Source organism: Myroides pelagicus (assembly GCF_009711055.1).
Classification (GTDB): domain Bacteria; phylum Bacteroidota; class Bacteroidia; order Flavobacteriales; family Flavobacteriaceae; genus Flavobacterium; species Flavobacterium pelagicum.
Genome location: NZ_WMJY01000009.1, coordinates 1 through 24,915, shown reverse-complemented (window position 1 = coordinate 24,915; position 24,915 = coordinate 1). Strand labels below are relative to the sequence as shown.

Below are 24,915 nucleotides of genomic sequence, written 5' to 3'. Positions count from 1 at the left end.
CTTATCTTGATTTGAAGTAGCCTAAGAGTTTTTTTACATAACTATCATTGACCTCTATATTGATGGTTCCTGCCCCACACTTTTGAAATACTTTGAAGAATTTTTGTTCCTTTTTATCAAAGTAAGCTTTGTATTCATCTCTTACTGTTTTGGAAGAGGTATCTAATAGTGTTTCTTCCTTTGTTTCAGCATCCAAAACGCTGATTAGTCCTACGTTAGGAATGAGCCGTTCTCGCTTGTCAAAGACTCTAATTCCTGTGATATCATGTTTTTTGGCAGATATTCTCAAGGTAGATTCGAAGTCAGGTGTAATATAATCAGACAATACAAATACAATGGCCTTTTTCTTGAGTACTTTAGTTAAGTATTCAAGAGCTAATGATACATTGGTTTGCTGGCTTTTGGGTTTGAAATCTAGTAATTCACGTATAATACGCAAGACATGTGTCTTTCCCTTTTTAGGTGGGATGAATAACTCAATTTGATCAGAAAATAAGACAAGTCCAATTTTATCGTTGTTTTGTGTTGCCGAAAAGGCTAAAGTTGCAGCTATTTCAGTAACTATTTCATTCTTGAAGGTATCAGTAGAACCAAAGTTTTCTGATCCACTGACATCAACCATAAGCATTAACGTCAGTTCACGCTCTTCTTCAAAGACTTTAATGTATGGTTCATTATATCGAGCAGTAACATTCCAATCAATCGCTCGAACATCATCACCAAACTGATATTGTCTCACTTCAGAGAATGTCATACCTCTTCCTTTAAAGGAAGTATGATACTCACCCGAGAAGATATGATCACTTAATCGCTTTGTCTTTATTTCGATTTTTTTGACCTTTTTTAAAATGTCTTTGGTCTCCATAATTAGTTTTTCAAAGTGTTTAACCTATAAAACCTATTCATAGTAAATTATAAATAGGTTCTTTTTTATCTTCAAGCTGTTATTGATTAAGGCACTTCAATTTCATTGACAATTTGGTTGATGATGTCTAATGAAGTAATATTCTCTGCTTCAGCTTCATAAGTTACCCCAATACGGTGTCTTAGTACATCTACGACCACGGCACGTACATCTTCTGGAATTACATAACCTCTACGTTTGATAAAGGCATAGCATTTTGCAGCTGTTGCTAAGTTAATACTACCACGAGGAGAAGCTCCAAAACTAATCATTGGTTTTAGTTTTTCTAGTTTGAACTCTTCGGGGAAACGTGTAGCAAATACTATATCTAAAATGTATTTTTCTATTTTTTCATCCATATAGACTTGTTTGACCACTTCTTGTGCTCTTCTGATCTGATCAAGTGTAACTACCGGATTTATTTGTGGTTTTTCTCCTGCTAGGTTTTGACGTATTACTAATCGCTCTTCTTCTAGTTTAGGATAGTCAATAACAGTCTTAAGCATGAAACGATCCATTTGTGCTTCAGGCAATGGATATGTCCCTTCTTGCTCTACTGGGTTTTGTGTTGCCATTACTAAGAATGGTTGATCTAATAAGTAAGTCTCGTCACTGATTGTTACTTGTTTCTCTTGCATTGCTTCTAATAATGCAGATTGTACTTTTGCTGGAGCACGGTTTATCTCATCAGCTAAGATGAAGTTAGCGAATATAGGTCCTTTACGTATACTAAAGTCATTTTCTTTTACGTTGTAGATCATTGTTCCGATAACGTCAGCGGGTAGTAAATCAGGTGTAAACTGTATTCTGTTGAAACTACCATGTACTGCTTTAGAGAGTGTATTTATCGCTAAGGTTTTCGCAAGACCAGGAACCCCTTCTAATAAAATATGACCTTTACCTATTAATCCAATCAATAGTCGGTCAATCATATGCTTTTGCCCTACGATAGCTTTGTTCATCTCCATTGTTAATAGATCAATGAAAGCACTTTCTTTTTCTATTAACTCATTTAATTCTCGGATATCATAATTTGAAGCTGTATTATTCATACTTATTTGTTTTGTTAAATAGACTCTTTTTTAAACCTTTACGCAAATTGGAAAAATATTCTTTATACAGTTGTTAATATATGGTTAAATCTAAAATACTTCTTTTTTAATTGTGTGTCAATTGTGACTTTCTTTTTATAATTTTAAGAATTAAAATTAATTAGCCGTGATTAACAAGCGTTTACTTATCAAAAATATATTGGGCTATTATGATGAAAATAGCTTTTACGATAAGAAAAGACAACTTAACCTACACACCAAATCAGGAAAAGCTAAGTTTCTCAAGCACATCTGTGCACTATCTAACTCCAATCCTCAGAATAATTCCTATTTGCTTGTCGGCATTGAAGATACTGATAATTATATAATCGGCGTAGATTTTTATGATGATAGTAAAATTCAGAACTTGGTGAATGCTTATTTAGATAATGCACCAAGTATTGTTTATGACAATGTTCCTTTTGATTTATTGCCAAAGGATAAAGTGGTCGGGTTGGTGACTATTAAACCGAATAATTTGCGGACTTCTTTCAAGCGAAGTATTAGCGATATAGAAGAAGGTATGTTTTTCTATAGAGTAGGAAGTACTTCTGTTCCCAATGAGGAAGTCATAGGAGAAGATAATAGTAAAGTAGTGACGAGCTTAGAGAATGTATCTCAGATTGACTTCAAGACGCTGCTGGACACGGTTGTTAGTTTTATTGCTGGAACACATAAGGATTTGAAAGCACAGTATAGTGTGTTTAAAGAGCAATTTATTATTTGTTGGGCAGGTAAGAAGAAGGTGGTACGGGGAACTCCTTTCTATTCTAGAGTTGATATTTTATTTGTCAATGAGCAAATACAACTCTTTTACTCGGATTTAGATGCTGTTACTATTTACTATGATGATAATGAGTTTGTTATTACTGAGTACCTGAATTTAGGACTAAATGACAAGACCTCTTATTACCCTTTTGAAGAGGTTGCTATTCACTTTTTCGAAAATGGTACCTATGCGATTTACAACACGGTATTGTTTGAACCTCCAACATATAACAGAAATATATTGGGACATATTTATAGGAATAGTTTAAATGTTATCTATAAAATCCAAAATAACTTAAAGCTTACTTCTAAGGAGGGGCGTATATTAAACAAGTTATGTTATAATATGATGTTGTGTTATCTCAACGGTTTTGAGCAGGCTATTGATGAGTTAATTGAGGTTAAAGATTATTTAAAGGCACACCGTGACCCTCAGTTGTTTAATGGTTTTAAGGAAGTTATGCGTATCTTGCGTAAGCTTAAATATGAAATGGAATAAGGTCTATGGGGAGAACATTAGTTATTGGTGATATTCATGGTGGATACAAGGCGTTACGTCAGGTATTATCACGTGCAGAAGTAACAATAGAGGATAAACTTATATTTTTAGGAGACTATGTTGATGGCTGGAGTGAGCCTGATAAAGTAGTCGATTACTTGCTTGAGTTAAAGGAGAAACAATCTTGTGTTTTTTTAAGAGGAAACCATGAAACTCTTTTGGTCAAATGGCTAATTACTAAGGAGGTAAATAAGCTCTGGGAGTTTCATGGTGGAGATGCAACGTTGAAAGTTTACAAGGAGATGGAGCCTTTGAGTGTGGACCGCCATATGGATTTTTTTGAGTCATTAGAGCGCTATTATATTGATAGTGATAATCGACTTTTTGTTCATGCGGGCTTTACGAATCCTAAAGGAATTGATGCTGAGTTCTTTGAAGAGTATTTGTATTGGGATCGTACACTTTGGGAATTAGCAATGGCAAAAGACCCCAACTTAACGGTTAAAGATGAATTGTATCCGAGAAGGTTAAAACATTATTCGGAGATTTTTATTGGTCATACACCCGTTACGTTATTTGGTTTTTCTGAGCCACAGCATTTCGCTAATGTCTGGAATATTGATACAGGAGCGGCATTCAAAGGAGTGATTTCCATATTAGATGTTGATTCGAAGGAGTATTGGCAAAGTGACCCTGTGTATACATTATATCCAGAAGAAGTAGGAAGAAATCACAATTAACTTCGCATTTTATTATATTTGCGCTTTAAAAATAAATTTGAATATGAAAAGAGTACTTTTAGGTCTGTTATTTTTAGCTGGTTCTTTTGGTGCAAAAGCACAAGCAGTTAATGAGGTTAAGGTTAATGTTTTGAATACATTAGTACTGGCGTCTGTAGAGTTGGGATATGAACATTTTATTGATCATAACCAATCAATAGGAGCAAACTTTAATATTAATGATCGTTTTTCTTATCATGCAGAAAAGAAAAGCAGAAATCAGAAGTTTAAAACAAACAGCTTAGCAGTGAATTATAACTATTATTTTGGTGGAAAGGATGACGCTAATGGTAGTGGTTATGTTTTAACGCCATTTATGAAATACCGCTTTGGTGATTTTGAAGAGACAAAATGGAACGATGTAAATAATGAAGCTTATATGGATAAAGTAGATATGAATAGCTTTATCTTCGGTATGGGGTTTGGTTATAAATGGGCTTTAGGTGATTCATTTACCATTAATCCTTTTGCGAACATAGCACGTAATTTCAGTAGTGAGGTGAACGACCGTTTTTCTGCAATTGAATTCAATGCAGGTGTAAATATTGGATATAGATTCTAATCAGGAATTAGTAGAATAGAAAAGCAAAGGGGCTCCTACACTGTAGAGCCCCTTTGCTTTTCTGTTTATAGAGCATATATTGTCTTCTGGGTTAAAAATCAAACTTTATACCTTGAGCCAAAGGTAATTCAGTGCCATAATTGATCGTGTTCGTTTGTCTTCTCATATATACTTTCCATGCATCAGATCCTGATTCTCTTCCACCACCTGTCTCTTTCTCTCCGCCAAAGGCTCCTCCAATTTCTGCTCCAGATGTTCCAATATTTACATTTGCTATACCACAATCAGAACCTGCTTGGGAAAGGAATAATTCCATTTCTATCATATTAGTTGTGAAAATAGAAGAGGATAATCCTTGAGGAACATCATTTTGAAAAGCAATAGCTTCCTCTAGATCTTTATATTTCATAATGTATAAGATAGGAGCAAAGGTCTCTGCTTGTATAATTTCGAAATGGTTTTCTCCTTCAATGATACAAGGCTTGACATAGCAACCACTTTCATATTCTTCGCCTGATAATACACCTCCTTCTACTATAATATTACCTCCTTCAAGTTTTGCTTTTTCAATAGCATTTAAGTAATCTTTTACGGCTGACTGGTCAATCAGTGGACCGACGTGATTGGAAGCATCTAGGGGATTTCCTATTTTTAATTGTGCATAAGCCTTTTGTAAGATGTCAATCGTCTTGTCATAAACATCTTCATGTACAATAAGCCTTCTTGTAGTTGTACAACGTTGTCCAGCTGTTCCTACTGCACCAAATACAGCGCCTACTAAAACCATATTGATATCTGCATGTTCCGATACTATAATAGCATTGTTTCCTCCTAATTCGAGAATTGTTTTTCCAAATCGTGTAGCCACTGCTTGAGACACATGTCTTCCGATGCGTGTTGACCCTGTGAATGATACTAAAGGAATTCGTTTGTCATTGTTAATCAAATCTCCACAAGTATTTCCAATCACAAGATTACACACTCCCTCTGGAATATTATTTGTTTTAAACACGCGCGCGATTATATGCTGACAGGCTACACCACAAAGAGGTGTCTTAGAACTTGGTTTCCAAATACAGACGTCCCCACAAACCCAAGCTAACATGGTATTCCAGCTCCACACAGCTACTGGAAAGTTAAAAGCAGATATAATACCGACTACGCCTATAGGATGCCATTGTTCGTACATGCGATGTTGTGGTCGCTCAGAGTGCATTGTTAATCCGTATAGTTGGCGTGACAATCCTACTGCAAAGTCACAGATATCTATCATCTCTTGTACTTCTCCTAGTCCTTCTTGTAAGCTTTTCCCCATTTCATAGGAAACTAATCTACCTAAGTTTTCTTTGTTTTGGCGTAGTTCTTCCCCAATTTGACGGACTATTTCTCCTCGTTTTGGAGCAGGTACTAATCGCCAAGACTTGAAAGCTTCGGTTGCCGTTTGCATTACTCTTTCGTAATCTTCTGGTGTACTTATTTGTACTTTACCTATAAGTTTTCCATCGACTGGGGAATATGATTCTAAAATGGTTCCATTAGCAAAATTATCAACTCCCGTTGATGAACCAAGGTTTACCTCCTTTAAGCCTAGTTGCTGTAGAACTTCATCGATACTGAATTCTTTATTTAGATTGGTCATTTTGTAATTTATTAGTTTATAGTTGATTATATGCTAATATAAAAAAATATAGCCAATTGTTTTGTACGTTTAAGGGCTAACTTCTTTTTTTATGTTTGTGTCCATCACTAAGAACAGTATCGTGAAAATGCTTTTAGTTAGTTGTTTCTTGGGGGAGACTTAGATATCTTCCGTCTTTCAAATGTATGGATATGAAAAAAGGTCTATTCTATTGAAGAACGACCTTTATAATGATAATGTGATTGAATGGCGATTTATTATTTGACATACTTTGGATCACTTTCCATAGTGTGATTGCATTTGCTGCAGGTTCTCAGTGCTTCTGAAGTGTAAAAATCTCTGAAGTGTGGTAAGAAGTCCGTTTCAATATTGTTTAATTCAAAATATACTTCATAAAGTTTATGATTACAGTGATCACAATACCAGATAAGCCCATCTTTTAATGCATTGTTTTTTCTCTTTTTTTCAACAACTAGTCCTACAGAACCTTCTGTGCGTATTGGAGAATGAGGTACTTTTGCAGGTAATAGAAATATATCACCAGCTTCAAGTGTAACGCGTTTTCGTTTACCATTCTCTTGAATATCGATATAGATGGTTCCTTCAAGTTGGAAGAAAAATTCTTCAGCTTCATTGTAATGAAAATCTTTTCGCGCATTTGGTCCCCCAACAACCATGACAATATAGTCCTCTGACAAAGGGTAAATGTTCTTGTTTCCTACAGGTGGTCGAAGAAGATCTTTATTCTCTTTGATCCATTTGAATATATTGATACTTTGTGTCGTGGTCATTTGTTTTTCTATTGGTTTTAGTTACTTCGGCTCAACCAAGATTGAGGATTTTTTATGTCCGCATTCTGTGTCAATAAGAACTTTAATATTGTCTTATTACTGCTATTGGTATTGACAATACCAATGCTTTGTTTTAAGCTAACCTTATCTCCTTTTTTCACATAGACTTCGCTTAGGTTCTGATATACAGTAATATAATCTCCATGTTGGATAAGAATGGCTTTATTACCTCCTGGCAGTACTTGTACTTGAAGTACTTCACCTTGGAATACTGTTCGCGCATTAGTTCCCTTTTCGGTTGTTATCTCTACACCACTATTGTGAATCGTCAAATGTGTTTGAACTGGGTGAGGCTGATCACCATACGGAAGTGAAATGTACCCTTTTTCTACAGGCCAAGGGAGTTTTCCCTGGTTAGCTTTAAAGTCATCAGCAATTAACTTACCTTCAGGTGTTAGCTCAAATGCTGCAGATGTACTACTCGATTTTGACTTTGTTGTTTTACTACCTGCTTTCGCTGCTGCTTCTCTAGCTTTTCTATTGGCTTCAGCAATTGCCTCGCGAATTAGCTGTTGTATTTTTCGATCAATTTCTTTGGTCTCCTGCTGTTTCTTTTTGATTTCTTCGTTATACTTTTTTTGGTCTTTTTTGACGATGTTCATTAAGTCAGTCTGAGCGATTAAGTCTTGTTCTAGCTCTTTTTGATTTGCTTGTTGTTCGTTTAGTAAGACTTTCTGTTTTTCACGTTCAAGGTTTAATTTATCGACCTTTTCATTGAGTACAATTGTTTTTTCTTTTAATTCTTCACCTTGCTCTTTTCTGTATTCAGCATATTGTTTTAAATATTGAACGCGTTTATAAGCTTGTAAGAAATTATCAGAAGAAAGAATATACATCATACGACTTTGTGAAGACTTATTTTTATATGATTTCTCGATGATATCTGCATAGTCCGCTTTGAGTTTTTCTAATTCAGCGGTTAGTGTATTTATCTCTTTTTGTGTCTTTGCTATTGTATTGTTCGTTGTGTTGATTTGCTGTTGAACATTTTTAATCAACTGCTTGTTTAAGGATATTTTACGGTTGTATTCTCCTATTTCAGATAAGATATTACGCTCTTTGGTTCTTTCAACTTGTAATAGTTTTTGTACAGATTTGATCTCTATCATGATCTGTTGCTTTCTACGTTCTAGTTGAACCTGTGTCTCTTTTTGTTGACTCCAAGCAAAGGTAGAGGTGCATAGTAGTAATAGCGTAATATATTTTGTTTTCATAGATAGTAGAGATTCCTTAATTCTTTAAACTGATTTCGTTATATCCATTAGGTACTTTATAGTTGAAATTAGCTTCTTCATTAAAAGAGACCTTATCGTAACGAATGTTCAAATTTATGCTTTTTTCTTGTTCAGCTTTAATATTAATTTCTGTAGGTGTTGTATACTTGCCGATTTTCTGATAATTTGGGTAGCTGATAGTTACTCTTCGATTTCCAGTGGCTTCAGTTATTTCTTCTTTTTTTAGTAATGCATTCTTGTCTTCGAAGTAGTAAGCTGATTGAATATCAGTCTCAGTTGTTGATTCTAATTTGTGCAATCCTTCTGTTATCGAGACCAATAATTTGTTATTGTTAGTTTCGTTATCCATTGCTTGACCTAGCAGAAGGTTTTGAAAACGGTAGAAATCAAGATCAGTTCCCAACCATTTACTAAGTACTTCATAATTTCCATTGAAGTACTCTTTATTCCATTTGTCATAGTATTGGATTTGTCCAGGTGTGATAAGTGCTTTGACAATTGGGAAGCCAATATATTTGATATTGACAACAATTTGTTTGTTTCTTTCGATGGCAATATCAATGCTAAACTTTTGACTTTGTTTATCACTGTCATAGGTGGCAGAGCTACGAATTATTGCTGTTTTGAAGTCTGCTATATTTTTATTGTGCTCATTGAGTATTGTAATTGCTGTTTTACTCGTTGAGGCACTGCCTTCAGTAAGGTTAAAAGCTGTTTTATCTTTTTTACATCCGACCAACAGAGTAAGGCAACAGAATAGTGTAATATACTTTTTCATGGTAATTGCATCGATTTTGCAACCAAGATAGGTAAAAAAAATCCGTTTTAAATTGTTTTTAAAACGGATTTAATATTTTTATTATTCTAATACTGAATAATCTCCAATACTGATACTGGTATGTTTTCCATCATAGACAGCATGATTTCCTACCATTGCATTATCTAGATTTGCATTTCGAATTATGCTATTAGTTTGTACTAAACTGTTTTTAATCGTAGCATTCTCTATTACGGTATTATTTCCTAGAGATACATTTGGTCCCACAGTAGCATTTTTTAGGACTACGTTATCCCCTATATAACATGGAGGAATGATCGTACTTCCTTCGTTAACAACTGTTGAAGATACATAGTTAGCTCCTTCTGCTTCTAAGAAACCTAACATTCTGTTATTAGTGTCTACGGTTACATTCTTGTTTCCACAGTCCATCCACTCATCTACTTGCCCAGGCATAAACAACATACCTTTTTGCTTCATGTTTTCTAAAGCATCAGTCAATTGATATTCTCCTCCTTTGATAATGTTGTTGTCTAATAAGTATTCTAATTCACTGCGTAAGGTTTCCCCACTTTTGAAATAGTATATACCAATAATCGCTAAGTCAGAAACAAAGTCTTTTGGCTTTTCAACAAAGTCAATGATTTGTTTTTGCTCATTCATTTTTACAACGCCAAATGCACTTGGGTCTTCTACTTGCTTTACCCAAATAACACTATCAGCATTTTTATCTAAGTTGAAGTCAGCTCTGAAAAGTGTATCTGCATAAGCAACTACGATTGGTCCTTGCATTGCTTCTTTTGCACATAGGATAGCATGAGCTGTACCTAGTGCTTCATTTTGATAGCAGATTGTACCTTTAGCACCTAACTTTTCTGCTATGGCTACAAGATCCTTTTCTACGTCTTTTCCGAAGCTTTCATGGATAATAAAGGCGATCTCGTCAATTGTGTCATTTAATACTTTAGCTATATCTTCTACTAATCGATGAACAATTGGCTTCCCTGCGATAGGTATTAATGGTTTCGGTACGGTAAGTGTATGAGGACGTAGTCGAGAACCTCTTCCTGCCATTGGAACAATAATTTTCATATATATTTTTTTTAACTAATCTTATTTATGTCCTGTGCTACCAAAACCTCCTTCTCCACGCGATGTCTCTGAAAGGATTTCTACAGGTTTCCATTCTATTTGTTCATATTGTGCAATAACCATCTGGGCAATTCGCTCACCATTTTCAATGGTAAAAGGCTCTTTAGATAAGTTTACTAGGATTACTCCTATTTCTCCTCTATAATCAGCATCAATAGTTCCTGGGCTATTTAATAACGTGATTCCCTTTTTGGCAGCTAATCCACTTCTTGGACGGATTTGTGCTTCGTATCCATCAGGTAACTCTAGGTATAGGCCTGTTGGAATAATAGCTCTTTCAAGACTTCCTATGGTTACGGATGTTTCTAAGTTTGCTCGTAAATCCATTCCTGCGGATTGTGCTGTTTCGTAATTTGGAAGAGCGTGTTGTGATTTATTGATAATTTTTATTGTAGTCATATTTTTTCACTATATAGATTACAAATATAAAAAAGATATGCCTCTTTAAAGAACAATTACTCGATTCTAGTGTGAAATATAGATTATCTAGAGGGAAGGTTAGTTGATAATCTGTCATAGTAAATGACAATAAAGGAATAATTATACACAATTCTTAGTTTTTATAATTGGGGTATCATAGACGATGTGATTTTTGAGGAGTTAAGAGATAGTATATCTAATAGAATAAAGTAATACGATAAACTACTAATAGGGTACAAAAGGGTATTTGTGTGCTAATTGATGTTAAGTTTTTAATGGATTTCCATTTACTATCATAACTATATACAGACTTCAATAATAAGTCGTTCTATATTATCTCTATTGTGAGAAATTAACCTATCTCCCTTCATAGCTCACAGGGATATCTATAGGTATTTTATCAATCAGGCTGTCTAATACGTTAGTTACTGTTGTTTTTTTAATAAATCAGGCTACTGCAATAAGTGCACGTATACTGCACTTATTGCAGTAGCTTGGCCCTAAATATTATTATTCTAACTTTTTGATGAGTTAAAACAAGGTGCTTGTTTTCAAAAAATTGTTTTCTCATTCAGTCACATACTACTAAATTAATAGAAATAGTAGTAGTTTTTCGAGAAGTAAAAAGGATAGCATACCGTGTTTTTTTAAATTACCCTAGGTTGTTTAGTTGCAGAAATATCATCTGATCTCCTATTATAACAGCTAACAGTTATACACCGTTTTATTATGCTATGGAAACTAGCAATAGTGTTTTTGATTTTTGCTAAGAAAGGTCGTAGCTTTGTTTTTTAAGTTATTGCATTGTGAAGAAGGAGAATAAGTGGTTTACACTCAGTAAAATCTTGGGACGTGTACAGCAGATATTTGATGAACAGATTTCTGCACATTCGTTTTGGATAAAGGTTGAAATTGCTCAGCTTAAGAAAGACCGAAAAGGGCATATTTATTTAGATCTCGTCGAGCACAACGGTGCTTATATAGTTGCTAAGTCAAGGGCTACAATCTGGAGTCAAACGGTTAACCACTTATACGGGAAGCTAGGAGAAGAAGTTAGTGAGGTATTAAAGGTAGGGACAGAGGTTTTGTGCTTTTGTGAATTGGTTTATAGCCCTATCTATGGTATGTCTATTAATGTTTTAGATGTTGATTTTAGCTTTACTTTAGGGGAGATTGAAAGGATAAAGCAGGAGACCTTAAAGTTGTTAAATGAAAGAGGGTTAATAGACTTGAACAAACAGTTAGCTTATCCAATAGTAATCCAGCGTATTGCTTTAGTAGGGTCGGTAGATACAGCAGGTTTTATTGATTTTGTCAATCAATTAGAAGAAAATGATTATGGTTTTGTATTTGAAATAGATTATTTCAATTGTAGGGTACAAGGAGATAATGCACATATACAGATAATTGAAAAACTATCACAAATACCTAAGGATATTTACGATGTAATTGTTATTATTCGAGGAGGAGGGTCTGTATTAGATCTTAGTGAGTTTAATAACTATAATTTGGCAGAAGCGATTGCCAAGATGCACACAGCTGTATTTACAGGTATAGGACACGAGATAGATAGTACTATAGCAGACTGTGTAGCACATACTCGATTTAAAACACCAAGTGCTGTTGCAGCTTTTATAGTTGAAAAGGCTTATCAATTTAGTGTGCATATTCAAGAAAGTTTTGACCATATTTTATCTTCTAGTAAGCATATTTTGGAAGTGGAACGACTAGAAATGAATAATATGGCTATTAGTTTTAATACCTATACAAGACAATGGGTTTTGGAAAAAAGGCGAAAGCTATTAGCAGCAATGAATGAGACTGTCATGTATTCTAAGAATAGATTGCACGTGGAAACTTCAACAATAGAAGTGGCAAAGCAAGTATTAAAGTATAAGCCCTTAAGAGAGTTGCAAGCCGAAGAGGTTAGGTTAAGAGAAAAAGGTAGCTTGTTGTCATTCTTTATGGAACAGAAGTTACAGACGTCGAGAAGAGAATTAATTTCTAAGGAAGAAGCAATATTTTTGCAATCTAAATCAGTTATTGATAGAGAAAAAAAAAGGTTGGAGCACTTAGAAAGTATACCTACTTATTTTAATTTCGATTCTCTGTTGAAAAAAGGTTTTGCAATAATACGTTTTAATGGAGAGACAATAAAAGAGCATACTTCATTAGAGTCAGGAGATGAAATAGAAGTAGAAATATACAATAAACGATATCAGATAACGATTGATAATATAAAAGAAGTAGAGGAATGGATGAAAAAATCACATACGAAAAAGCCGCAAATGAACTAGATGAGATATTAAAGGCTATAAAAAATGATGAAGTAACAGTAGATGATTTGGCGGAGAAAGTTGAACGAGCATCTCAGTTGATCGTATACTGTAAGGAGAAGCTTACAAATACAGAAAGAAAGGTTGAAGAAATTATCGATAAATTAGGATAGAAAAACTCTCCTTTTAAAAAGGAGAGTTTTTAGTTTATGATTAATTTGTCTTTCCGAAAGCATGCCTTACATCATCTGATGAAGGTAATTCAAACACTTCTAGATTAAAGTAGGTAACTGTGGCTAAGAGGTGGTCAAAGATATCAGCCATTACATTCTCATAGAATACCCATTGTGTACTATTGGTAAACATATAAAGTTCTACAGGTAGTCCATGTTCTGTAGGTTGTAGATGTCTAACCATTAGAAAGAATTCCTTGTGAATATTTGGGTTCTGTTGGGCATAGCGCAGAGCATATGCTCTAAACATTCCTATATTGGTAATTCTCCGACCATTGACAGGCATCGATTGATCAGCGTTGGTTGATTTATTGAATTCGTCAATTTCTTTTTGTCGCTCTTCAATATAGGGTGCTAGTAATTGTATTTTCTTTAAGTTTTCAATTTCTTCTTTTTCAAGGAATCGAATGGAAGACATTTTGATATTAATACTTCGCTTGATACGTCGACCACCAGAGTTCTGCATTCCTCTATAGTTTTTAAAAGAATCACTAATTAAGAAATAGGTTGGGATCGTTGTGATTGTTTTATCAAAGTTTTGAATCTTCACGGTACTTAAATTGATTTCTAAAACAGTACCATCAGCTCCAAATTTGGACATTTCTATCCAGTCTCCTACGCGTACCATATCATTTGTAGATACTTGAATACTTGCTACAAAACCTAAAATTGTATCCTTGAATACTAGCATTAAGATAGCAGAAGCAGCTCCTAGTGATATAAATAAGTTATTCGGTGAGTCACCAGTAATTGTAGAATAAATAAAGACTGCTGCAAAAAAGTAGATAAAGATATTAACTACTTGTGAATAGCTATCAATAGGCTTATCTGCTAGACTAGGTTTAGTCTTAGAGTAGTCTCTGAAACTCAATACAATAGATCGAAGAACTAATGTAATGGTAACAATAAAAAAAATATCAGTTATCCCCATCATAAACTTTGTGAGATTAGGAAAACCTCTAAAGAAAATAGGAAAGAGTAATTTGGCAACAAACACAGGGATTAAATGCGTTACATTCTGTAGTAAATTGTTTTCGATGAGAATGTCATCGAACTTGGTTTTACTTTTTATAGCAAATGATTTAACTAGTCCAATACAGATGTTTTTTATGATGTAATCAATAAATAGCATAACTACGGTAAAGCTTGATAACAAAGCAATAGTCGTAGCAATGTGTGTTTGGTATTCAGAGAGACCTAAGTTTAATAAAAGATTAAAAAACCAGTTATAAAAGCCATTGAAATTTTCGGGATCAAGTATTTGATCAATTGTATCAGTGTTCACTGTTGTGGATATTTTAGGATTGTATGGTTACACAAGTTTAGGATTTTTTTTCTAAATACAAAAACTTAAAGCCTTACGCGTAAAAGAAAGAAGAGATAACAATTGTTATCTCTTCCTTTAGAACTATAGCTGATTCAACATGGAGTTGATTTTATCTAGATTAGGTGTAAGAATAACTTCAATTCTTCTGTTTTTCGCTTTTCCTTCTGGAATATCATTAGACATTAGAGGAGCGTATTCACTACGACCAGCAGCTGTAATATTACTTTTTATAATATCTTGATTTGCTGTTATTATAGCTACGATTGCCAAGGCTCTTTTTGTAGATAGATCCCAATTGTTTTTCACACCTTCACCAAGGTCACCCAGTACTTTGTCATTGTCAGTATGTCCTTCAATTAAAACTGTAATTTGAGGGTTGTTAGCTAATACTTTGGATAATTCTACGACAGCTAATTCCCCTTCTTTATTAACAGACCAGCTTCCAGATTTAAACAATAGCTTGTTCTCCATAGAGACATATACACGGCCATTCTTTTGTTTAATGGTAAGCCCTTTTCCTTCAAAAGCATTCAAAGCAGTAGACAAATTATCTTTAAGCGCTCGCATTTGTTTGTCGTTTGCCTCTAAGATAGCTTCTAATTCTGCAATGCGCAGTGACTTGTCGGCTAGTTCGCTCTTCGCTCTAGAAAGTCTTTCAGCTTCAATAGCTAAAGCTTCTTTGTTTGTTCTAGCTAATTCTTTATTTGACTTCTCTAGGTCAAGAAGTTGTTTTTCTGCAGTTGCTATTTCCGCAGCAAGATTTTTACGCTCTTGTTGGAGTTGTTTTAATTGTTTAGCTAGATCTTTTTTTATGTTTTCTAGTTCTGAGTTAGAAGAGTTCATCAGTGCTAATTCATTGGTAAGATTGTCATTTTCACTTAAAATACTTTGATATTGTGCGTCAAGATCATTGTATAGTCTGCGCGTAACACATGATGATACTAGAGGAAGTACTAATAAGCCAATTAATAGGGGACGAATGTTCATGGGGTAATGATAAGTTTAGGTTGATACTTTTTTTTATTTAACTACTACAACAATAGGACAATGGTCTGAGTGAACAACATCAGATAAAATTGCAGCAGACTGAATACGGTCTTTTAAAGACTCTGTGACTAAGTTATAGTCAATACGCCAACCTTTATTATTGTTTCTTGCATTTGCTCGGTAGGTCCACCAGCTGTAGTTATGAGGTTCTTTGTTGAACATACGGAAGCTATCGATAAATCCACTATTGATAAATTTATCTAACCAAGCTCTTTCCTCAGGTAAGAATCCTGAAACTTTAGCATTGCGTACAGGATCGTGAATATCGATGGCTGTATGACAGATATTATAGTCTCCACAGATAACAAGATTAGGGATTTCTTTCTTTAGTTGGGTAATATAATCGAAAAAGTCATCCATGTATTTATACTTAAAATCTAAGCGATCAATATTAGATGCAGAAGGTAAATATAATGACATGATAGAGATATCATCGAAATCAATTCGAACGTTACGTCCTTCGAAGTCCATATAATCGATACCTGTACCATAAACTACTTGTTTAGGTTTTTGTTTACTAAAAATGGCAACTCCACTATAGCCTGCTTTATTGGCAGAATAGTAATATTGGTATGGATAGCCAGCATCTTTAATGTCTTCAACAGGGACTTGATCTTCTTTGGCTTTTGTTTCTTGTATACAGATTACATCTGGCGCTTCTGTTTGAATCCAATCTAGGAAACCTTTTTTTATTGCGGCACGTATGCCATTCACGTTATATGATATTATTTTCATTGCGGTTTGTTTTAATTCTTCAAAAATAGAAAAAATGTGTTTGGGATTATAATATCTTATGTATGCTTTAATCAGATATTTATATTTTTTTTAAATGGTTTACAAGTAAATAACATTCCGTAATGTTGAAAGAAAAGAGATTGCCTAAAAAAAATAGTATATTTGTATTATTAATTATAATTGTTAAATGGGTTTAGTAACAGCTAAGGAAGTAGCTAAGGCAATTAATGCAGATAAATATGGGTTTTTAGGAACCTTTACGGGTTGGATGTTAATGAAAACGCTTAAGATTACTACATTAAATAAGATCTACGACCGTAATAAGCATTTAAGTGATTTAGAATTTATTGATTCCATATTAGAGGAGTTTCAAATAGACTTTGAAATAGATCCAGAAGAACTTAAAAGACTACCTAAAAAAGGTCCTTATATCACTATATCTAATCACCCATTGGGTGGTATAGATGGTATACTATTACTTAAATTGATGCTAGAGCATGATCCTGAATTCAAGATTATTGCTAATTTTTTATTGCATCGTATTGAACCTTTAAAGCCGTATATTATGCCTGTCAATCCTTTTGAGAACAACAAGGATGTAAAGTCTAGTGTAATTGGGCTGAAGGAAACACTTCGACATTTAAGTGATGGTAAACCGTTAGGTATTTTTCCTGCAGGAGAAGTATCTACATATAAAGATGGTAAGTTAGTTGTAGACAAACCATGGGAAGAAGGGGCAATTAAGTTGATTAAAAAAGCCAATGTCCCAGTCGTACCTATTTATTTTCATGCAAAAAATAGTAAGCTGTTTTACTCATTGTCTAAAATCAATCCAACGTTACGTACTGCCAAGTTACCCTCTGAATTATTGACACAAAAGAATAGAACGATAAAGATTCGCATAGGTCGTCCTATATCTGTTGAGGAACAGAATGAACACTATGACCTATCTGATTACGGAAACTTCTTAAGATTCAAGACCTATTTGTTATCTAATGCCTATAAAGGAGATAGTAATCGCTGGATAAAAGTGCCTTCATTTAATTTTAAATTTCCAAAAGCTGTTAAAGATATTGCTGATCCATTCCCAACTGATAGAATAAAGGCTGAGGTTGAAGGGTTGAGACAAGAAAACTGTCGCTTATTGCAATCAAAAAACTATGAGGTTTTCTTAAGTAAGGCAGATAAGATACCTACTATAATGAATGAATTAGGTCGTTTACGGGAAATTACTTTTAGGGAAGTAGGTGAAGGAACGAATAATTCAACAGATCTAGATGTATATGACGATTACTACCACCATATGTTCTTGTGGGATGTTGAAGCTGAGAAAATCTGTGGAGCGTATCGTATGGGATTAGGATCAGAAATTTATAAGAAACATGGTATTAATGGTTTTTATTTGAATGAATTATTCCGCTTTGAGTCTGAACTTTACCCTATGATGGCTCAGTCTATCGAGATGGGAAGAGCTTTCATTATTAAGGAATATCAACAAAAACCAATGCCATTATTCTTGTTGTGGAAAGGTATTGTACATACAACATTACGTTATCCTGAGCATAAATATTTGATTGGAGGAGTAAGTATTAGCAATCAATTCTCTGATTTTTCTAAGTCATTAATGATTGAGTTTATGCGTTCTCATTATTTTGATCCTTTTATTGCGCAGTACGTTACTCCAAAAATGGAGTATAAAGTGAACTTGAAAGAGTCTGATCGCGATTTAATATTCAATGAGACAGAAGCGGATTTGAATAAGTTTGATAAAATTATTGAAGACGTGGAGCCTGGAAAACTAAGGGTTCCAGTATTGATTAAAAAATACATTAAACAGAATGCAAAAGTCATCGCTTTTAATGTAGATCCGCTATTTAATAATGCTATTGATGGGCTAATGTATATCAAGATAGCAGATTTGCCAGAGAGTACTGTAAAGCCTGTGATGGAGGAATTTGAAGCCGAGTTAGAGCGCAAAATTCAAGAGGAAATACTTCAAAAGGAGTGTGAGGAAAAAAGTGCTAATAGGTAGTTGTGTATAAATAATGGAAAACAACTTCTAATCAGAAGGTATATTTATATAAAAAGAGAAAAGACCATGCATTTATTAGCATGGTCTTTTCTCTTTTTATAGATCTCTTATTTTATCAATAATTGTTTGAGCTAATTTTTGTTTGCTTTCTACAGTCCACCCCGCAATATGAGGTGATAGTAAAACATTTTTCGCTTGTATTAGATATTTCATAGGTTCTGGTAAACTCTGGTCAGAAAACATATTTTCAAAACTTGATTTTTCATATTCCAAAACATCTAGTGCAGCCCCTTTTATTTTGCCTTCTTGCAAAGCATCAACAAGATCTTTAGTATTAACTGATTTACCTCTAGCAGTATTGACTAACCAGAAAGGCTTCTTACATATGTTGATAAATTCTTTGTTAATCATATCAATTGTTTCAGAGGTTTGAGGGGTATGAAGACTGATAATATCCGCTTGCGCTTGTAGTTCTGCTAAGGAAACTTGTTTGGCATATTGATTGGTCAGCCCTTCACGTATATCGTAAAAGATAACTGTGCAATCAAAACCTTGTAAGCGTTTAGCAAAGGCATTTCCCATATTTCCATAACCAATAATGCCAATAGTTTTTCCTTCTATTTCTACACCTCTGTTGTTTTCACGTATCCAAATACCATTTCTTATTTCTTGGTCAACTAAATTGAGCTTGTTCATTAGACTTAAGAGCATTCCTAAAGCATGTTCTCCTACTGCAGTTCGGTTACCTTCAGGACCAGCAATTAGCTTAATACCTTTAGTTGAGGCATATTCACAATCAATATTTTCTAGTCCTGCACCTACACGTCCAATAAATCTAAGATTAGTTGCTCGATCAAGAAATTGTTTATCAATCTTAAAACGGCTACGTATAATGATTCCTACATATTCGTCTATACGCTCTTCTATTTGTTCTTTTGATGAGGTATAATCTTCGATATTCGTATATCCCATTAGAGTTAGCTCCTCTACCATTAAGGGGTGGTTACTATCGAGGTGCAATACTTTTTTTGTATACATAGTTGTACGCTTTTTGTTTAGTTAAAATCCCAATATTACTTTCGCGATGGAGAAGTATATTAAGATTCCAAAGATATCATTACTCGTTGTGATAAATGGACCTGTAGCTAAAGCGGGGTCAATACCATATTTATTCAGTAAGATAGGAACAAAGGTTCCGATCAAGCTGGCAATTATAATAACACTGACTAATGCGATAGATACTGTTATTCCAATGAGGTAATCTACTCCAAGTACGAAATGACTTCCTATCATCATAAGAATAGCTAAGAAAAAACCGTTGAGTAAACTAAGTAGAACTTCTTTTACTAAGCGCTTCCATATCGAGCCTGTTATAGTATTATTAGCAAGTCCTTGTACAATAATTGCAGAGGATTGTACTCCTACATTCCCAGCCATAGCTGCAATTAATGGTGTAAAGAAGAAGAGTACACCAAATTTTTCCATTGCTCCTTCAAAACTTCTGGAAACATTTACCGCTACGAACCCTCCAATCATCGCTAATACAAGCCATGGTAATCTTGCTTTCGTTAAGTCTAAAATGCTATCATTCGCTTCTACGTCTTGTGAGATACCTGCTGCTAATTGGTAATCTTTGTCGGCCTCTTCTTTGATGACATCTACAATGTCATCAATCGTAATTCGCCCGACTAATCTTCCCATTTCATCGACAACAGGAATTGCCTCCAAATCGTATTTTTGCATGATACGTGCTACTTCTATATCTTCAGTATCTACTTTTACATAGTCTACGTTACTGATATAGACATCACTGATATGAGTAGTTGTTGAGCTCGTAAGCAAATCTTTTAGGGATAAACGTCCTTTTAATCGATTCTCATCATCTACGACATATATGGAGTGAACTCTTGAGACGTGTTCTGCTTGTTTTCGCATTTCTTTGACGCATGTTAGTACCGACCAATTTTCATTGACCGATACAAACTCTTTCGCCATTAACCCCCCAGCTGTATCTTCATCGTATCTTAATAATTCTACAATGTCCTTAGCGTGTTCTAAATCTTCTAATTCCGATAGGACTTCTTCTTTTCGATCATCTGGTAATTCTGAGATAATATCGGCAGCGTCATCCGTATCTAATTCATCAAGTTCTTCAGCAATTTCTTTTGGGGACAAGCTTTTTAAGATCTTCTCACGAATACCTTCGTCTAGCTCAAGTAGTATTTCTGCTGTAACTTCACTATCAAGTATATCGAATATATAAATTGCTTCATCACCAGATAGCTCATTCATTATCTCTGCAATATCTGCATAGTGCAAATCTTCGAGGATTAGTAATAGCTCTTTCTCATTTTTTTCTGCGATTAAGCTTTCGATTGCTTCGATAGATTCTTTACAGATTTTAAACTCCATTAGCTTCTATTGTTTTTGTGATTTCTATAAATTGAAGATAGTCTAACTGTTCTGGTCGCAAGCTAAATATCTCTTGTTCTCTAATTTCATCGGGTAGATTAAACCCTTTTAAGCTGTTGCGCAAAGTTTTTCTGCGTTGATTAAATGCTGTTTTAACAACATTGAAGAATAATCGTTCACTACACGGTAGCGAGTAATCTTCTTTACGTCTCATGCGCATTACTCCCGATTTTACTTTTGGTGGCGGGTTAAATACATGTTCTGATACTGTAAATAAATATTCTGTGTCGTAGAACGCTTGTGTTAATACTGATAGTATACCGTAAGTCTTACTTCCTTTTTTTTCACAGATGCGTTCGGCTACTTCTTTTTGAAACATTCCTGAAAATTCGGGTACGTAGTCTTTTAATTCAAGTACGCGAAACACGATCTGACTTGATATGTTATATGGAAAGTTTCCAATAACAGCAAATGCTTCTTGGTTGAATGCTCCTACGATGTCAAACTTTAAAAAGTCCTGTCCAAATATATGATCGTGTAGTTTTTCGTAATGTTTGTTTAAATAATCTACTGATTCTGTGTCTATCTCTACCACAAATGTTTCAATAGGCTTGTCTAAAATGTATTTGGTTAATACTCCCATTCCTGGACCTATTTCAAGCACTTTATTATACCCATCTAATGATAGTGTATCTGCTATGCGTTTAGCGACACTCTCATCAGTTAAAAAGTGTTGTCCTAGATGCTTTTTTGCTCTTACTTTTTCCATTGTGGTTAGTTTAGTATTCTTTGATTAATGCTAGTTCTGTTTTAAATGTAAGCATCATTTCACCAAATAGTTTTTTTGCTTCATTCTCAAATTTATCAAAGTCTTCTTTGTAGAATTGTTCTAGATGTGCTTTATCTTTCGTTTCAAACTGTACAGAATAAGTCTGCCCCCCCATTTCTTCTTCGATCAAGACTTTTACCATTCTGGCTTTGTCGAATTTTCCAGTTGCTAAAATTCCAGGGATATAAGCGTTTTCCATCCACTGCATCCAAGTATCATGTGCAGTATCATGTATATTGATTGTGATATTGTATATAATCATTTGTATTCTTGTTTGAGTTTTTGTTGGTGTTTTCAGTTAGTATTAGGACAAAAAAAGCACCAAAGTCGCTCTTGATAGGATTTGGTGCTTTGTATTGAAATTGTACTAATAAGATTAGTCAATAATATCAAATCCTGTATAAGGTCTCAATGCCTCAGGAATTACGATACCTTCAGGTGTTTGGTAATTTTCTAAAATCCCAGCTAGTACTCTTGGTAATGCTAATGAGCTACCATTTAAGGTATGCGTTAATTGATTTTTACCTTCACTGTCTTTGAATCGTAATTTTAATCTATTTGCTTGGAAAGTTTCAAAGTTGGAAACTGAACTAATTTCTAACCATCTATCCTGTGCTGTAGAAAATACTTCGAAATCGTATGTTAAGGCTGATGTGAATCCCATATCACCACCACATAGACGTAAAATTCTATAGGGTAATTTTAATTCATCTAGTATTCCTTTGATATGCTCAACCATTCCATCCAATGCTTTGTATGAATTGTCTGGATGCTCGATGCGAACAATCTCTACTTTGTCAAATTGGTGTAAACGGTTTAGTCCTCTTACATGTGCTCCATATGATCCTGCTTCTCTACGGAAACATGGTGTATATCCTGTACATAGAATTGGCAATTCGCTTTCTTGTAAGATTACATCTCTAAACATATTAGTTACAGGTACTTCAGCTGTTGGAATTAAGTATAAGTCGTCAACTCCTACATGGTACATTTGACCTTCTTTATCTGGCAATTGACCTGTTCCATAGCCTGATGCTTCATTGATTAAGTGCGGTACTTGGTATTCTTTATAACCTGCCTCTGTATTTTTGTCTAAAAAATATGAGATTAAGGCTCTTTGTAACCTTGCTCCTTTGCCTTTATATACTGGAAATCCTGCTCCAGTAATTTTATTACCTAATTCGAAATCAATGATGTCGTATTTTTTCGCTAATTCCCAATGTGGCATAGCTCCTTCGTGAAGTGTTGGAACTTCTCCTGCTTCAAACACATTTAAGTTGTCATCAGCATCTTTTCCTGCTGGGACAATATCATTTGGTACGTTTGGTAGTGTATATAGTTTTTCGTTAAGCTCAGCACTTATTGAGTTTAACTTTTCAGTTAATTCTTTGCTTTGCTCGCGTAGGTTAGATGTTTTTTCTTTGATAAGTTCCGCTTTCGCTTTCTCACCATTTTTCATCAATTCACCTATGCTTTTGGATAGCTTGTTAGATTCAGCTAATACATTGTCTAATTCCACCTGTGTGCTTCTTCTTTTCTCATCTAAAGCTAACACTTCCTCTAGCAACGCCGTAACATCAAGATTTCTTTTGGCTAATCCTTTAGCTACTTGCTCTTGATTTTCTCTAATAAAAGCTATCTGTAACATATATATTGTAATTAATTAATAAAGCAAATTTAGAAAATAGTTTTCGATTAAAGGCCTTTTTGTCTAAGTCTATCACTTTATTTTATTGTATTTATCCTTTTAGGTTACTTTTTATCTGTTGAGAAGGTGGTATATCTGGAATTGTTTTACTCTCTACTCTATAAAAACTATTTCTTACCTAAAAAATATGAATTACTAAAAGTAAAACTCTATTTTTGTCTACTTATATTTAAGTTACTAAACGTACGAAATGGAAATACTTATTAAATTATCTCAATTCTTATTGAGTTTATCTCTACTGATTATTTTGCATGAGTTAGGACACTTTATCCCAGCTAAGCTCTTTAAAACACGTGTAGAGAAGTTTTATTTATTCTTTGATATTAAGTTTTCTTTGTTCAAAAAGAAAATAGGTGAAACAGTTTATGGTATCGGATGGCTTCCGCTTGGAGGATATGTGAAGATAGCTGGGATGGTTGATGAGAGTATGGATACGGATCAATTAGCGAGCGAACCAAAACCTTGGGAGTTTAGATCAAAACCTGCTTGGCAACGTCTTATCATTATGTTAGGGGGAGTTTTTGTTAACTTTGTGCTAGCATTTATTATTTATATTGGAATGACTTACGCTTATGGTGATTTGTATGTTTCAAATAAAGATATGAAGCATGGTGTTTGGGTTCAGTCTGATTTGATGAAAGAGGTTGGTCTAAAAAATGGTGACCGTATCGCTAGTGTGGATGGTAAGGAGTTTGAGCATTTTAACGATGTTAGCTATGCTGTATTGATGGGGCATACTCTTGAAGTAGATCGCCGTGGTGAAAGGATTACGATTGATTTACCGACGGATTTTTTAGGGCAATTAAGCAGTAGTGCGAAGTCTGGACCTTTATTTGGTTTACGTGTACCTTTTGTGGTTAATGGTTTTGCTGAAAACTCTCCAAATGAAGCAAATTTAAAAGTTATGGATCGCATCATTAGTATCAATGGTATGCCAACACCATTTGCTGACGTAGTTATGGATCAATTGACTATTAATAAAGGAAGAACCGTTGCTGCTGTTGTCGAGCGTGATGGTTCAGAAGTAGCTACTAATTTAGTTATCAATGAAGAAGGTAAGTTAGCGGTGTCTTTCCCTCCAGTTTTGCCGATTAGTAATCACGAAAAGTTAGGGTATTATAAAATTGTTCAAGAAAAATACTCTTTATTAGAGGCTATTCCTGTCGGTTTAGTGAAAGGTAAAGAAAAAGTATTAGGGTACTTAGATCAGCTGAAAAAGATGATTAAACCTGAGACAGGTGCTTATAAAGGGGTTGGTGGTTTCAAGGCTATCTATGATATTTTTCCGCAATATTGGAGTTGGGAAGTATTTTGGAATATCACTGCGATGTTGTCAATTATGCTAGGGGTAATGAATTTATTGCCTATTCCAGCTTTAGACGGAGGACATGTGGTGTTTTTATTATATGAAATAATTTCAGGCCGCAAACCAAGTGATAAATTTTTAGAGAATGCGCAAATGGTTGGTTTCTTTATACTTATTGCTTTATTACTCTTTGCAAATGGAAATGATATTTATAAAGCTATATTTGTCAAATAAAAAAGATGTAAAAAAATGCTTGTTGTGTTTGTAGATATTAAAAAACGTTTTATATTTGCACCGCAATAAAGGTAACACACCTTCCTCCTTAGCTCAGT

Annotated in this window: 23 protein-coding genes; 7 read left to right on the top strand and 16 right to left on the bottom strand. The window is 34.3% G+C overall.

The features are described from left to right. Nucleotide 1: 1 nt before the first annotated feature. Nucleotides 2–865, bottom strand: a complete 864-nt coding sequence (locus GJV77_RS05540) for a DUF58 domain-containing protein (RefSeq protein WP_155035375.1) — start codon at nucleotides 863–865, stop codon at nucleotides 2–4. An 86-nt stretch (nucleotides 866–951) separates the two neighbouring features. Further along, nucleotides 952–1,956, bottom strand: a complete 1,005-nt coding sequence (locus GJV77_RS05535; RefSeq protein ID WP_155035373.1) for an AAA family ATPase — start codon at nucleotides 1,954–1,956, stop codon at nucleotides 952–954. Nucleotides 1,957–2,122: 166 nt separating this feature from the next. Between GJV77_RS05535 and GJV77_RS05530 the strand changes: the two genes are divergently transcribed. The 3 genes from GJV77_RS05530 to GJV77_RS05520 are packed head-to-tail and all read left to right on the top strand — an operon-like array spanning nucleotide 2,123 to nucleotide 4,603. Next, on the top strand, nucleotides 2,123–3,262 hold the full coding sequence (locus GJV77_RS05530; RefSeq protein ID WP_162521571.1) for a DUF5929 domain-containing protein: 1,140 nt from the start codon (nucleotides 2,123–2,125) through the stop codon (nucleotides 3,260–3,262). 5 nt (nucleotides 3,263–3,267) lie between these two features. After that, nucleotides 3,268–4,002 (top strand): metallophosphoesterase family protein, encoded by a 735-nt coding sequence (locus GJV77_RS05525; RefSeq protein ID WP_155035371.1) that lies wholly within the window; start codon nucleotides 3,268–3,270, stop codon nucleotides 4,000–4,002. A gap of 43 nt (nucleotides 4,003–4,045) precedes the next feature. Next, nucleotides 4,046–4,603: a DUF3575 domain-containing protein gene (locus GJV77_RS05520; protein WP_155035369.1), complete on the top strand. Its 558-nt coding sequence runs from the start codon at nucleotides 4,046–4,048 to the stop codon at nucleotides 4,601–4,603. 91 nt (nucleotides 4,604–4,694) lie between these two features. On the opposite strand, the gene amaB is transcribed toward GJV77_RS05520, so the two are convergent. The 6 genes from amaB to dut all read right to left on the bottom strand — a co-directional run bounded on the left by amaB (nucleotide 4,695) and on the right by dut (nucleotide 10,657). Further along, the gene (amaB, locus tag GJV77_RS05515; protein WP_155035368.1) at nucleotides 4,695–6,242 is read right to left on the bottom strand and encodes an L-piperidine-6-carboxylate dehydrogenase; all 1,548 of its coding nucleotides are present in this window, start codon (nucleotides 6,240–6,242) and stop codon (nucleotides 4,695–4,697) included. A 257-nt stretch (nucleotides 6,243–6,499) separates the two neighbouring features. Continuing rightward, the gene (locus tag GJV77_RS05510) at nucleotides 6,500–7,033 is read right to left on the bottom strand and encodes a 3-hydroxyanthranilate 3,4-dioxygenase (protein ID WP_155035366.1); all 534 of its coding nucleotides are present in this window, start codon (nucleotides 7,031–7,033) and stop codon (nucleotides 6,500–6,502) included. Between the two features lie 17 nt (nucleotides 7,034–7,050). Then, nucleotides 7,051–8,307, bottom strand: coding sequence for a murein hydrolase activator EnvC family protein (locus GJV77_RS05505; protein ID WP_155035365.1), 1,257 nt, complete (start codon nucleotides 8,305–8,307; stop codon nucleotides 7,051–7,053). Nucleotides 8,308–8,323: 16 nt separating this feature from the next. Further along, on the bottom strand, nucleotides 8,324–9,106 hold the full coding sequence (locus GJV77_RS05500) for a DUF4292 domain-containing protein (protein WP_155035363.1): 783 nt from the start codon (nucleotides 9,104–9,106) through the stop codon (nucleotides 8,324–8,326). Nucleotides 9,107–9,187: 81 nt separating this feature from the next. After that, on the bottom strand, nucleotides 9,188–10,198 hold the full coding sequence (locus GJV77_RS05495) for a sugar phosphate nucleotidyltransferase (RefSeq protein ID WP_155035362.1): 1,011 nt from the start codon (nucleotides 10,196–10,198) through the stop codon (nucleotides 9,188–9,190). A gap of 21 nt (nucleotides 10,199–10,219) precedes the next feature. Beyond that, nucleotides 10,220–10,657, bottom strand: a complete 438-nt coding sequence (gene dut, locus GJV77_RS05490) for a dUTP diphosphatase (protein ID WP_155035361.1) — start codon at nucleotides 10,655–10,657, stop codon at nucleotides 10,220–10,222. 827 nt (nucleotides 10,658–11,484) lie between these two features. Between dut and xseA the strand changes: the two genes are divergently transcribed. Together xseA and xseB are read left to right on the top strand one after the other, a co-directional pair. Further along, a complete protein-coding gene (xseA, locus tag GJV77_RS05485; RefSeq protein WP_155035359.1) occupies nucleotides 11,485–12,975 on the top strand; it encodes an exodeoxyribonuclease VII large subunit in 1,491 nt (496 codons plus the stop codon). Then, complete coding sequence (gene xseB / locus GJV77_RS05480) at nucleotides 12,933–13,127, top strand: exodeoxyribonuclease VII small subunit (protein WP_155035358.1); 195 nt, start codon at nucleotides 12,933–12,935, stop codon at nucleotides 13,125–13,127. Before xseA ends, xseB begins: the two co-directional genes overlap by 43 nt. Before the next feature lie 40 nt (nucleotides 13,128–13,167). Here the strand turns inward: xseB and GJV77_RS05475 are convergent, their stop codons facing one another. From GJV77_RS05475 to GJV77_RS05465, 3 genes are all read right to left on the bottom strand, one after another. Next, the gene (locus GJV77_RS05475) at nucleotides 13,168–14,472 is read right to left on the bottom strand and encodes a mechanosensitive ion channel family protein (protein WP_317162547.1); all 1,305 of its coding nucleotides are present in this window, start codon (nucleotides 14,470–14,472) and stop codon (nucleotides 13,168–13,170) included. A gap of 123 nt (nucleotides 14,473–14,595) precedes the next feature. Further along, entirely contained in the window at nucleotides 14,596–15,501 is a 906-nt protein-coding gene (locus GJV77_RS05470) for an OmpA/MotB family protein (RefSeq protein ID WP_155035357.1), read from the bottom strand. A 33-nt stretch (nucleotides 15,502–15,534) separates the two neighbouring features. Then, entirely contained in the window at nucleotides 15,535–16,296 is a 762-nt protein-coding gene (locus GJV77_RS05465; RefSeq protein ID WP_155035355.1) for an exodeoxyribonuclease III, read from the bottom strand. Nucleotides 16,297–16,483: 187 nt separating this feature from the next. On the opposite strand from GJV77_RS05465, the gene GJV77_RS05460 reads away from it, so the two are divergent. Next, the gene (locus GJV77_RS05460) at nucleotides 16,484–18,328 is read left to right on the top strand and encodes a GNAT family N-acyltransferase (RefSeq protein WP_155035354.1); all 1,845 of its coding nucleotides are present in this window, start codon (nucleotides 16,484–16,486) and stop codon (nucleotides 18,326–18,328) included. A 96-nt stretch (nucleotides 18,329–18,424) separates the two neighbouring features. On the opposite strand, the gene GJV77_RS05455 is transcribed toward GJV77_RS05460, so the two are convergent. From GJV77_RS05455 to serS, 5 genes are all read right to left on the bottom strand, one after another. Further along, entirely contained in the window at nucleotides 18,425–19,366 is a 942-nt protein-coding gene (locus GJV77_RS05455) for a 2-hydroxyacid dehydrogenase (protein ID WP_155035352.1), read from the bottom strand. A gap of 21 nt (nucleotides 19,367–19,387) precedes the next feature. After that, a complete protein-coding gene (gene mgtE, locus GJV77_RS05450) occupies nucleotides 19,388–20,740 on the bottom strand; it encodes a magnesium transporter (protein WP_155035351.1) in 1,353 nt (450 codons plus the stop codon). Continuing rightward, the gene (gene rsmA / locus GJV77_RS05445; protein WP_155035350.1) at nucleotides 20,730–21,509 is read right to left on the bottom strand and encodes a 16S rRNA (adenine(1518)-N(6)/adenine(1519)-N(6))-dimethyltransferase RsmA; all 780 of its coding nucleotides are present in this window, start codon (nucleotides 21,507–21,509) and stop codon (nucleotides 20,730–20,732) included. The genes mgtE and rsmA overlap by 11 nt, the downstream gene beginning before the upstream one ends. Before the next feature lie 10 nt (nucleotides 21,510–21,519). Further along, the gene (locus tag GJV77_RS05440; protein ID WP_155035348.1) at nucleotides 21,520–21,831 is read right to left on the bottom strand and encodes a DUF4286 family protein; all 312 of its coding nucleotides are present in this window, start codon (nucleotides 21,829–21,831) and stop codon (nucleotides 21,520–21,522) included. A 114-nt stretch (nucleotides 21,832–21,945) separates the two neighbouring features. Beyond that, nucleotides 21,946–23,217, bottom strand: a complete 1,272-nt coding sequence (serS, locus tag GJV77_RS05435) for a serine--tRNA ligase (RefSeq protein ID WP_155035347.1) — start codon at nucleotides 23,215–23,217, stop codon at nucleotides 21,946–21,948. A 250-nt stretch (nucleotides 23,218–23,467) separates the two neighbouring features. Here serS and rseP point away from each other — a divergent pair, with 250 nt between their 5' ends. Next, on the top strand, nucleotides 23,468–24,817 hold the full coding sequence (gene rseP, locus GJV77_RS05430) for an RIP metalloprotease RseP (protein WP_155035346.1): 1,350 nt from the start codon (nucleotides 23,468–23,470) through the stop codon (nucleotides 24,815–24,817). Nucleotides 24,818–24,915: the final 98 nt, after the last annotated feature.